Source organism: Kitasatospora sp. NPDC007106 (assembly GCF_040634455.1).
GTDB classification, from domain to species: domain Bacteria; phylum Actinomycetota; class Actinomycetes; order Streptomycetales; family Streptomycetaceae; genus Kitasatospora; species Kitasatospora arboriphila.
In genome coordinates, this window is record NZ_JBEYFP010000217.1 from 1 (window position 1) to 9,024 (window position 9,024).

Below are 9,024 nucleotides of genomic sequence, written 5' to 3' on the forward strand. Positions count from 1 at the left end.
CCCGGCTGACGCTGGCCAAGCCGGGTGTCCCGGTCACCGGCCGCGGTCTCGCCGGCGACACCGCGCCCGGCACGGTGGCCACCGCCGAGGGCGCCTTCGCCCCCGGCTTCGGCCTCTCGCAGACCACCACCTACCTGGACCAGGCCCGGGCCGGCCTCTACGGCCTGGACTGCGCGCCCTCAGGCACCGACTTCTGGTTCGCCGGCGCCAGCACCGCCCAGGGCCGCGACGACTACGTCAACCTGGTCAACGCGGACTCCGCCCCGGCGACGGTCGACATCCGGCTGGTCGGCGCGAAGGGCGCGATCGACGTCGAAGCGGCCAACGGCATCACCATGGCCCCCGGCAGCTCCCAGCGGGTCCGGCTGAAGTCCCTGCTCACCACGGCAGTGGAGCCGGACCTCGCGGTGCACGTGGTGGTGCGCGACGGCCGGGTCGGCGCCGCGCTCAACGTCTCCGACGAGGGCAAGGGCGGCGACTGGGTGGCCGCCTCCGCGGCGCCCGCCGCCGTGCAGGTGCTGCCGGGCCTGCCGGCCGAGCTGGCCTCGGCCCGGCTGATCGTCGCCGCCCCGGCCGACGACGACGCCGACCTGAAGATCCAGATCTCCGGCAAGAACGGCTGGTTCACCCCGGCCGGCAAGGAGAGCCTGCACGTCAAGGCAGGCATGGTCGCCGCCCTGGACCTGGGCCCGTTCGAGCACAGCGAGGCCGGCGCGATCCGGCTCAGCCCGAGCGACCCGGCCCACCCGACGCCGGTGGTCGCCGCCGTCCGGGTCGACCGGGCGAACAACGGCAAGGCCGACGCGGCCTGGATCAGCGCGGCCGGCCCGATCGGCAAGCGCGCCGGACTGGCGGACAACCGCGGCGGCGGCGCCACCACGCTCTACCTGACCGCGACGGGCTCCGCCGCGGCGAAGGTCAGGCTCACGGCGTCCGCGGGCACCGGCGGCGGCACCCCGGCGACCAAGGAGGTCGACGTCCCGGCCGGCAGCACGGTCGTCGTGCAGAACCTGGAGCCGGCCGGCCTGAACGGCGTCTACGGGATCACCGCGGAGACGGTCTCCGGCGGCCCGGTGGTCGCGGCCCGGATGCTCGCCCTGCCGCAGAAGGACGTCCCGATGTTCACGGTGCAGGCCTTCCGGGACGACCACAGCACCGTCACGGTGCCGTACGCGCAGAACGACCCCGGTCTGGTGCTGCGCTGAGCGGAGGGGCGGTCAGTCCTCGTCGTAGCGGGGGTCGATGGCGTCGGGCGACAGCCCGAGCAGTTCGGCCACCTGCTCGATGAGGACCTCGTGGACGAGCGCCGCCCGGTCCTCGCGCAACTTCGCGCGGATCTCGATCGGGCGGCGGTACACCACGATCCGGCTCTTGCGGCCCTGCGCGGCGGGGACGACCCGGCCGAGCGGCACGCCGTCCGGGTCGGACTCGCCCCGGCCGGGCAGCGGCACCTCCTGGACGGCGAACTCCACGTCCACCAGCTGCGGCCACCGGCGCTCCAACCGCTCCACCGACTCGCGGACGTAGTCGTCGAACAGCTCGGATCGGGTCAGCGAGATCGGCACCTGCGGCGGTGCGAGCGGTCCGCGCAGGCCGCGGCCGTGCCGGTCCCGGTGGCGCGCTCGGCGCTGCCCACCGGCCGGTGACGGAGGTGTGGGGCTGTCCATATCAGTGTCGAGAGTAGTCCCTGACCCGGCCGGAGCGGACCACCCCGGGGCCGGTGCGGCGGCGACACGGAACGCCCGGCGGGGGTGGGTCGTCGCGGCCCGCCCGGGAGTGCTGTACCGTCCACCCTCGTGAGCTCTGTACGTCGTTGTTCGCGGACCGCGTGCGGCCGGCCGGCCGTGGCGACGCTGACGTACGTCTACGCGGACTCCACCGCCGTGCTGGGCCCGCTCGCGACCTACGCCGAACCGCACTGCTACGACCTGTGCGCCGAGCACGCCGAGCGGCTGACCGCTCCGCGCGGCTGGGAGGTCGTCCGCCTCGCCGCCGACGCCGGCCCCGTCCGCCGCACCAGCGACGACCTGGAGGCGCTCGCCAACGCCGTCCGCGAGGCGGCCCGCCCGCAGGAGCGCACGCCGCGTCAGGGCGGCACCCACGACGCCGACTCCGGCGAGATCGGCAGGCGCGGCCACCTGCGCGTCCTGCGCTCCCCGGACAACTGACCGAGGGCCCGGGAGGCACGTCGGCGACCGGGCGCCCGATGATCTGACGACAGCCCCGCCACGGCCGGTAGTGTGGCTGTCGGCCGCGTTGGCCGCACCGCACACCGCACGAATCTGGAGCCCGACGTCCATGAGCCTGCCGTCCTTCCTGCTGGAGATCCTGGTCTGCCCGCAGTGCCACGCGCCGCTCGCCGAGAGCTCCGACCGGGACGAGCCGGAGCTGCGGTGCACCGGTGACACCTGCGGCCTGATCTACCCCGTGCGCGACGAGATCCCCGTCCTGCTGGTCGACGAGGCCCGCCGCCCCTCCTGACCCCCGCCCGGTGAGCCCGTTGGAGGCCGGCCGCATGCTCGACGACACCCTGCTCGACGATCCGGCCGCCCTGCAGCGCGCCGACCGGCAGCACGCCCTGCTGGCGCTGGCCGGGGCGGGCGCCCGGATCCGCACCGCCGTCCGGCTCGCCGACGAGGCCGGACTGGCCTCGCTGCGGCCCGAGGGCCGGCCGCGCACCCTCCTGGTCGCCGGTCACGGCAGCGCGCTGACCGCCGCCGAAGTGCTCGCCGCGGTCGCCGTGCCCGCCTGCCAGGTGCTGCCGCTCGGCCCCGCCGAGGCCCGCCGGGGCACGCCGGACTCACTGGCCGCGGGGCTGGCCTGGCAGCTGCCCGGCTGGGTCGGCCCGCTCGACCTGCTGGTCGTCAGCAGCGCCTCCGGCCTGGAGGGCGGCCTGATCGGCCTCGCCGAGCAGGCGTACGCACGCGGCTGCGCGATCGCCGTCACCGCTCCGTCCGGCAGCCCGCTCGCCCAGGCGGCGCTGCAGGTCCGGGCGCTGCCGCTGCCGTTCGCGCCGAGCGCGGTCGAGCCGTCCGAGGACCACGAGGGCGAGCCCGACCTGCCGGCCGAGGACCCGGGGGCGCTCTGGGCGCACCTCGCCCCGCTGATGGCCCTCGCCGACCGGGTCGGCGCCGCCCAGCTGCCGGCCGGCTCCATGCAGGGCGTCGCGGACCGCCTCGACGAGGTCGCCGTCCGCTGCCGCCCCGACTCGGCCGCCTACCTCAACCCGGCCAAGGGCTTGGCCGCCCAGCTCTCCGGCACGGTGCCGCTGGTCTGGGCCGACGGTCCGGTGCCGAACGCCGCCGCGACCCGCTTCGCCGCGATGCTCGCCGACCGGGCCGGCCTGCCCGCGCTGCCCGGGCCGCTGCCGCGGACGCTGACCGCCCACCGCGGCATGTTCGTCGGCCACCTCGGCGCGGGCGCCGACCCCGACGACTTCTTCCGCGACCGGGTCGACGAGCCGGAGCCGCTGCAACTGCAGGTCGTGCTGCTGCGGCACACCCCCGGCCGTCCCGAGGACGCCGACCCGGGCTTCGCGGTCTCCCGCGCCCGCCGGCTGGCGCAGGCCCACGACGTGCGGCTCACCGAGTACACCAGCACCCTGGACGACCCGCTGCAGGCGCTCGCCGAACTCACCGGCCCGACCGACTTCGCCGCGGTCTACCTCGGCCTGGCCCGCTGACGGCCGCCGTCCCGCCCTGACCGGAGATCAGGCTTCCGGTCCGGGCGGGATACTGTGTGCGCTCGACAGCTGAGCCACCGGCCGTAGAGGCCCAGTCGGAGGGACCGGACCACAGCATGAGCACCGAAGGCGGCACCAAGGCACTGGTCGCGGCGCTGTCCGCGAACCTGGCGATCGCGGTCGGCAAGTTCACCGCCTTCGCCTTCACCGGGTCCTCGTCGATGCTGGCCGAGGGCGTCCACTCGGTGGCCGACTCCGGCAACCAGGTGCTGCTGCTGATCGGCGGCAAGCGGTCCACCCGCGAGGCGAGCGAGCAGCACCCCTTCGGGTACGGCCGCGAGCGCTACGTCTACGGCTTCCTGGTGTCGATCGTGCTGTTCAGCCTCGGTGGCATGTTCGCCGCCTACGAGGGCGTCGAGAAGATCATCCACCCGCACGAGCTGCGGGACTGGGGCTGGGCGGTCGGCGTCCTGGTCTTCGCCGTGGTGATGGAGGGCTGGTCCTTCTGGACGGCCTTCCAGGAGTCCGCCAAGGCCAAGGGCTCGCTCGGCTGGTCCGAGTACATCCGCCGGGCCAAGGCCCCCGAGCTGCCGATCGTGCTGCTGGAGGACAGCGGCGCCCTGATCGGCCTGGTGCTCGCCCTGCTCGGCGTCGGGCTCACCGTCATCACCGGCAACGGCGTCTGGGACGGCATCGGCAGCCTGTGCATCGGCCTGCTGCTGATCGTCATCGCGCTGGTGCTCGCCTCCGAGACCAAGTCGCTGCTGATCGGCGAGTCCGCCGACAAGGAGGTCGTCGCCGAGATCCGCGACGCCCTGGTCGACCACGACACCGTGACCGACGTGATCCACATGCGCACCCTGCACGTCGGCCCGGAGGAGCTGCTGATCGCCGCGAAGATCGCGGTCAACGCCGAGGACACCGCCGCCCAGGTCGCCGCCGCGATCGACGCCGCCGAGGCCCGGGTGCGCCGCGCCGTCCCGATCGCCCGCGCCATCTACCTGGAGCCCGACATCTACAGCGCCGAGAAGGCCGCCGCCGGCCCCGACCCGGAGGCCACCCCGGGCGGCCCCGGCCCCGACCGGCACTGACGGTCCGACACCCCGGCCGCCCCGCGCACGGACCGCGCGGGGCGGCCGAAAACCGTGCCCGGCTTGCTCGTGGCCCGGCCTCCCGGTCCCCGGCTCGGTGTAGATTCGTCCCCAGAGCCAAACGTCGCTGCTGATGGCGGTCGATCGGGGCCGGCGCCCCGGTCGAGGGAGAGAGGTCCTCCGACGGATTGTGCCGCGCAGCAGAGTGCCGACCAGTGGCCGCTCTGCGGCCAAGCACACCCGTAGACAGGCCCCCCGCAGCGAGGAGCATCCCGCATGTCGTCCCTTCTCAACGGTGACTTCAAGGTCGCCGACCTCTCCCAGGCGCCGTTCGGCCGCAAGGAGATCCAGCTCGCCGAGCACGAGATGCCCGGCCTGATGTCGATCCGCAAGGAGTACGCGGCCTCCCAGCCGCTGGCCGGCGCCCGGATCACCGGCTCGCTGCACATGACCGTGCAGACCGCCGTCCTCATCGAGACGCTGACCGCGCTCGGCGCCGAGGTCCGCTGGGCCTCCTGCAACATCTTCTCCACCCAGGACCACGCCGCCGCCGCCATCGCGGTCGGCCCCGAGGGCACCGTCGAGGCCCCCGCCGGCGTCCCGGTCTTCGCCTGGAAGGGCGAGACCCTGGAGGAGTACTGGTGGTGCACCGAGCAGGCGCTCACCTGGCCGAACGGCCAGACCCCGAACATGATCCTCGACGACGGCGGCGACGCCACCCTGCTGATCCACAAGGGCGTCGAGTTCGAGAAGGCCGGCGAGGCCCCGGACCCGTCCACCGCCGACAACGACGAGTACCGGATCATCCTCGAGCTGCTCAACCGCACGCTCACCGAGTCCCCCGCCAAGTGGACCGAGATGGCCTCCACCATCAAGGGCGTCACCGAGGAGACCACCACCGGCGTCCACCGCCTGTACGAGATGCACCGCGACGGCAAGCTGCTGTTCCCGGCCATCAACGTCAACGACTCGGTCACCAAGTCGAAGTTCGACAACAAGTACGGCTGCCGCCACTCGCTCATCGACGGCATCAACCGCGCCACCGACGTCCTGATCGGCGGCAAGGTCGCCGTCGTCTGCGGCTACGGCGACGTCGGCAAGGGCTGCGCCGAGTCGCTCCGCGGCCAGGGCGCCCGCGTCATCGTCACCGAGATCGACCCGATCTGCGCGCTGCAGGCCGCGATGGACGGCTACCAGGTCGCCACCCTGGACGACGTCGTCGAGACCGCCGACATCTTCATCACCACCACCGGCAACAAGGACATCATCCTCGCCTCCCACATGGAGCGGATGAAGCACCAGGCCATCGTCGGCAACATCGGCCACTTCGACAACGAGATCGACATGGCCGGCCTCGCCAAGCTCCCCGGCGTGGTGAAGACCGAGGTCAAGCCGCAGGTCCACGAGTGGCGCAAGGCCGACGGCCGCACCATCATCGTGCTCTCCGAGGGCCGCCTGCTGAACCTCGGCAACGCGACCGGCCACCCGTCCTTCGTGATGTCCAACTCGTTCGCGAACCAGACCATCGCGCAGATCGAGCTGTTCACCAAGACCGCCCAGTACCCGATCGGCGTCTACGTCCTGCCGAAGCACCTGGACGAGAAGGTCGCCCGCCTCCACCTCGACGCCCTCGGCGTCCGGCTCACCACCCTCACCCAGGAGCAGGCCGACTACATCGGCGTCCCGGTCGAGGGCCCCTACAAGCCGGAGCAGTACCGCTACTGATCCCGGCCCGCGCCGACCCCGGTCGGCCGCCCGCACCACGACGTGCGCCCGGTGCCCCCCCAGCACCGGGCGCACGCCCGTTCCCCCCTCGGCCCGCTCGGCCGATCCGCTCAGACCGTGCCGCGCTCCCACGCCGCCGGGTCCGTGCCGACCGCCACCACGTGCGGGAACCAGCCCGCCACGCCGCCCACCGCGTCCAGCGCCCCGTTGCTCCCGACCTGCACGCACAGCATCAGGCCGTCGCGCTCCCGGCAGGACGCCGGGTCGACCGCGCCGCCCGACCCCGGCACCGCCCGCGTCCGGGGCAGCCAGTCCGTGCCGACCGGCACCACCGTGGTGCTGAACGCCTGCGTCGGTGACACCGAGACGGTCAGCCGCAGCCACCAGTCACCGGAGCCCGACACCGGCCGCAGCAGATCCGCGCCGGTCACCGCGTACGCCGCCGGCACCCCGGTCAGCCGCACCGGCAGCGGCACCGCCCGCCGGCCGAACGCCACCTTCTCCGCCACCCGCCGCGGCAGCGCCTCCCGCTGGTCCTGCGGCACCGAGGAGGAGGTCAGCTCCGCCCACCGGCCGTCCGCCGTGCGCCAGCGCAGCACCGTCGGCCCGTCCGACCGCTCCTCGGACACCACCCAGTACGCCTCCCGGCCGCCCACCGGTGCCGTCGCGCGGAGCGTCTCGGCCCTGCCCGGCTGCTGCTCCAGCTCCGGAGTCACCCCCACCGGGTACACGACCAGCGCGAAGCGCATCCCGCCGCCCGCCGCGTCGCCCGAAGCCTGCACCAGCGCCCCGTTCGCCCCCGACGAGTAGCGCACCGCCCGCACCTGCTCCGGCAGCCAGCCGAAGTCAGCCTCCACCGACAGCGGCGCGAACCCGTCCGCGGCCGGCGCACCCGCACCCGGACCCGGTACGCCCGGACGCGGCGTCACCGAGGGCGCCGCCGACCCGGCCCCCGGTCCCGCCGGACCGACCGGCGCCGCCGACCGGCCGCCCACCCCCGCCGCCACCGAACTGCACACCAGCAGTACCGCGGCGGCCGCCCCCCACACCGACATCCGCCGCCGGGCCACCCGGCCCCGCCCCTGCCGCACCGCCGCGCACACGTCGACGCCGCTCGGCGGCGCCGCCGACTCGGCCAGCTCCGCCAGCCCGGCGACCAGCTCCTGCTCCGACCTGACCCCGTTCACGCCTCCGCCCCTCCCGCCCGAGCAGGGACCACCCGGCGGCGCAGCGCCGCCAGCCCCCGCGAGGTCTGGCTCTTCACATTGCCCGTCGAGCAGCCCAGCACGTCCGCCGTCTGCTCCACCGTCAGATCGCAGTAGTAGCGCAGCACCACCGCCGCCCGCTGCCGCGGCGGCAGCGACGAGAGTGCCTGCCGCAGGTCCAGCGACGCGTCCAGGTCCGCCGCCACCACCGCACCGGCGTCCGGCTCGGACCCGACCGTCCGGATCCGCCGCCACCACGGCGACCGCTGCTCCGCCAGGTACGTGTTCACCAGCACCGTCCGCGCGTAGCCGTCCCGGTTCTGCACCTGCCCGACCCGCGACCAGTTCGCGTAGAGCTTGGTGATGCTCTCCTGCACCAGGTCGTCCGCCCGGTGCCAGTCCGAGCACAGCAGGTACGCGACCTTCCGCAGCCAGCCCGCCCGGGAGGCCACGTACTCGGTGAACTCGGCGTCGCGCACGTGCCGCGCGGAACCCGCCGTCCTCCCCATCGAAGGCCCCTCCTCCCACGTCCCGGCGGTACGCCCCGCACCGCCCGCCCCCCTGATGCAGCCGGGACCCGAAAAGGTTGCACGTAGGCTTCGGGCCATGCCCAACGGCCGCTACTCCCTGCACACCGACACCGGCCCCGCCGGCCACGGCCCCGCGCTGATCGGCGAGGAACGCTTCAGCTGCGCCCCGGGCCCGGCCGGCTGGCGGTACGTCTCCAAGACCTACGCGCCCGACGGCAGCGTCCTCGCCGCCACCGACCTCACCCTCGACTCCCGCTGCCGCCCGCTGCGCATGGAGCTCCGGGCGGGCGGCTGGCAGGTCCGGGGCGGCGCGGTCGACGGCGTCGCCTGGGTCCGGGCGGCCGCCGACGACCCGGCCGGGGACAGCGCCGTGGAGGGCCACGACCGGGCCCACGGCTTCACCGGCACCTCGCCGGCCTTCCTGATCGCCACCGCCCGGCTGCTGCGGCTGGAGCCGGGAGCGAGCACGCGGGTGCGCCTGGTGGAGCTCACCGAACCCGTCCTCGCCCCGCGCACCGTCGACCAGGGCTGGCAGCTGGCCGGGGTCGACACCCACGACACCGACAGCGGGCCGCTGCTCGTCGAGCGCTACACGGTCGCCGACCTCGCCACCGGCGAGCAGCGGACCGTCCACATCGCCGGCGACGTGGTGCTCTCCGCCCCCGGCGTCGAACTGGAGGAACTGCAATCCCCGCCCAACACCTGGCCGGACCGCTTCACCGGCTGAGACCGGAGCCCGCGCCCGGTCAGGACGGCGGGGCGAAGCCCGCCGCAGGCGCCGGGGGCGCCTG

10 protein-coding genes are annotated in these 9,024 nt (G+C 74.6%); 7 read left to right on the forward strand and 3 right to left on the reverse strand.

Annotated elements, in window-relative coordinates; genetic code table 11:
- Positions 1-1,205, forward strand: a 1,205-nt coding sequence (locus tag ABZ641_RS18290; protein WP_359982993.1) for a DUF5719 family protein, incomplete at its 5' end; no start/stop codon positions are given.
- A 12-nt stretch (positions 1,206-1,217) separates the two neighbouring features.
- Here ABZ641_RS18290 and ABZ641_RS18295 read toward each other — a convergent pair.
- Complete coding sequence (locus ABZ641_RS18295; protein WP_344622055.1) at positions 1,218-1,667, reverse strand: metallopeptidase family protein; 450 nt, start codon at positions 1,665-1,667, stop codon at positions 1,218-1,220.
- Between the two features lie 84 nt (positions 1,668-1,751).
- Here ABZ641_RS18295 and ABZ641_RS18300 point away from each other — a divergent pair, with 84 nt between their 5' ends.
- The 5 genes from ABZ641_RS18300 to ahcY all read left to right on the forward strand — a co-directional run bounded on the left by ABZ641_RS18300 (position 1,752) and on the right by ahcY (position 6,498).
- Positions 1,752-2,168, forward strand: a complete 417-nt coding sequence (locus ABZ641_RS18300; protein ID WP_344622054.1) for a DUF3499 domain-containing protein — start codon at positions 1,752-1,754, stop codon at positions 2,166-2,168.
- A gap of 130 nt (positions 2,169-2,298) precedes the next feature.
- The gene (locus tag ABZ641_RS18305) at positions 2,299-2,481 is read left to right on the forward strand and encodes a Trm112 family protein (protein WP_263105126.1); all 183 of its coding nucleotides are present in this window, start codon (positions 2,299-2,301) and stop codon (positions 2,479-2,481) included.
- 34 nt (positions 2,482-2,515) lie between these two features.
- Positions 2,516-3,682, forward strand: a complete 1,167-nt coding sequence (locus ABZ641_RS18310; protein WP_344622053.1) for an SIS domain-containing protein — start codon at positions 2,516-2,518, stop codon at positions 3,680-3,682.
- 116 nt (positions 3,683-3,798) lie between these two features.
- Positions 3,799-4,773, forward strand: a complete 975-nt coding sequence (locus tag ABZ641_RS18315; protein ID WP_344622052.1) for a cation diffusion facilitator family transporter — start codon at positions 3,799-3,801, stop codon at positions 4,771-4,773.
- 276 nt (positions 4,774-5,049) lie between these two features.
- A complete protein-coding gene (gene ahcY, locus ABZ641_RS18320; protein WP_344622051.1) occupies positions 5,050-6,498 on the forward strand; it encodes an adenosylhomocysteinase in 1,449 nt (482 codons plus the stop codon).
- Between the two features lie 110 nt (positions 6,499-6,608).
- Here ahcY and ABZ641_RS18325 read toward each other — a convergent pair whose 3' ends face one another.
- Together ABZ641_RS18325 and ABZ641_RS18330 are read right to left on the reverse strand one after the other, a co-directional pair.
- Positions 6,609-7,685: a hypothetical protein gene (locus ABZ641_RS18325; RefSeq protein ID WP_359982998.1), complete on the reverse strand. Its 1,077-nt coding sequence runs from the start codon at positions 7,683-7,685 to the stop codon at positions 6,609-6,611.
- Entirely contained in the window at positions 7,682-8,212 is a 531-nt protein-coding gene (locus tag ABZ641_RS18330; RefSeq protein ID WP_344622049.1) for a SigE family RNA polymerase sigma factor, read from the reverse strand. Before ABZ641_RS18330 ends, ABZ641_RS18325 begins: the two co-directional genes overlap by 4 nt.
- A 97-nt stretch (positions 8,213-8,309) precedes the next feature.
- On the opposite strand from ABZ641_RS18330, the gene ABZ641_RS18335 reads away from it, so the two are divergent.
- Entirely contained in the window at positions 8,310-8,960 is a 651-nt protein-coding gene (locus tag ABZ641_RS18335) for a hypothetical protein (RefSeq protein ID WP_359983001.1), read from the forward strand.
- Positions 8,961-9,024 lie beyond the last annotated feature (64 nt).